This is a genomic window from Pseudomonas sp. R62 (assembly GCF_000257605.1).
GTDB lineage: Bacteria > Pseudomonadota > Gammaproteobacteria > Pseudomonadales > Pseudomonadaceae > Aquipseudomonas > Aquipseudomonas atacamensis.
Genome location: NZ_JH635998.1, coordinates 643,576 through 645,425, shown reverse-complemented (window position 1 = coordinate 645,425; position 1,850 = coordinate 643,576). Strand labels below are relative to the sequence as shown.

Below are 1,850 nucleotides of genomic sequence, written 5' to 3'. Positions count from 1 at the left end.
CTCGCCTTCAATCCCACCAGATTATTCAGCGCCGCCGGCACTCGCCCGGAACCGGCGGTGTCAGTGCCCAAGGCGAAACTCGCCACACCCAGCGCTGCCGCCAGTGACGAGCCGGCGCTGGAACCGCCGGACGGATATTCCGCCAGCACACTGTTCGGGCACGCTCCGTATGGCGAGCGGCTGCCATTGAGGCCGGTGGCAAACTGATCGAGATTGGTCTTGCCCAGCGGAATCGCCCCCAGCGCCAACAGCTGCTCGACGATAGTCGCCGACTGCTGCGGCACATAGGCGAACGCCGGGCACGCGGCGGTGGTCGGGATGCCCGCCAGATCGATGTTGTCCTTGATCGCGAATGGCACGCCATACAGCGGCAGGCTGTCGAGGTCACGACCGTCGAGGGCGGCCAGATACGGCTCCAGTTCATCGACGCTGAGCAGGTGGATGAACAGGTGATAGTCGGGGTTCAGCGCAGCGGCTTTTTCGCGCAAGTGCAGCAGCAGTTGGCGCGGTGTGGTATCGCCATTGCGATAGGCCTGGCGCAGTGCATCGAGTTGCAGATTCATCGGTTGATCCTTATAAAAAATGGCTTCAGTCGAGTTCCAGCACCACCACCCGTTGTCCGGCGCGCACCGCCGAACCGGGTTGCACGCGGATCTCTCGCACCACGCCGGCCAGCGGCGCGAGCACAGGGATTTCCATCTTCATCGACTCGAGAATCACCAGCACATCGCCCGCCGCGACACGCTGGCCAGCCTCGACCTGCACCTGCCAGAGATTGCCGGCGATGTGGCTGTCGACGCTGTGTTCACCGCTTTGCAGCGGTGCTTCTTCGCTGGCGTCAGGCACGGCTTCTTCGCTGTCGAAATGCGCCTGGCCACTGGCGATCCAGCGTTCGCGTTCAGCCTTGAACGCGCCCTGTTGCTGCGCACGGAAAGCGCTGATGCCCGCGGCTTCCTGACTGAGAAATGCCTGATAGTCGGCGAGGTTGAGTTGGCTGTGTTCGATGTTCAGATCGAAGCGCCCCAGCGGGAAATCGCGGCGGATGCGCAGCAGTTCTTCAGCGCTGACCGGGTAGAAGCGGATCTGATCGAAGAAGCGCAGCAGCCACGGTTTGCCATCGAACGCGGCGACTTCGCGATAGCGATTCCACATCTGCAGAGTGCGCCCGACAAACTGATAACCGCCCGGGCCTTCCATGCCGTACACGCACATGTAGGCGCCGCCGATGCCGACCGAATTCTCGGCGGTCCAGGTACGTGCCGGGTTGTACTTGGTGGTCACCAGACGATGACGCGGGTCGAGCGGCGTGGCCACCGGCGCGCCGAGGTAAACGTCGCCAAGGCCCATCACCAGATAACTCGCATCGAACACCGTGCGCTGCACTTCGTCGAGATTCGGCAGGTCGTTGATGCGCCGGATGAACTCCAGATTGCTCGGGCACCACGGCGCGTCCTTGCGCACGGTGGTCATGTATTTCTCGATCGCCAACTGGCAGGCCGGGTCGTCCCACGACAGCGGCAAGTGCACGATGCGCGATGGCACTTGCAAGTCCTTGGCGGCGCACACCGCGTCCCATTCGCCGGCGATGATGCCCAGCAGATCGGCCAGCGGCAGTTGCTCCGGCTGGTAGTGCACTTGCAGCGAGCGAATGCCCGGGGTGAGGTCGATCACGCCATGCAGGGCCTGGCTTTCCAGCGCCTGCATCAGCGCGTGGGCGCGGAAGCGCAGGACCAGATCGAGCTCCGGCGCGCCGATTTCCAGCAGTAAATGAGTGTCGCCAGAAACCCGCCCGACAAGCCGCCGATCCCCCTGACCCAACTCAAGAACCACAGGCGACACAATCCCTTGTG

General features: G+C 63.5%; 2 protein-coding genes. Both read right to left on the bottom strand.

Translation table 11 applies throughout. The annotated features are described in order from the left end of the window. The coding region (locus OQK_RS30995; protein WP_443216327.1) for an amidase family protein at nt 1-563 on the bottom strand (563 nt) is incomplete at its 3' end. Nucleotides 564-588: 25 nt separating this feature from the next. Next, nucleotides 589-1,850, bottom strand: a 1,262-nt coding sequence (locus OQK_RS30990; RefSeq protein ID WP_238537147.1) for a carboxyltransferase domain-containing protein, incomplete at its 5' end; no start/stop codon positions are given.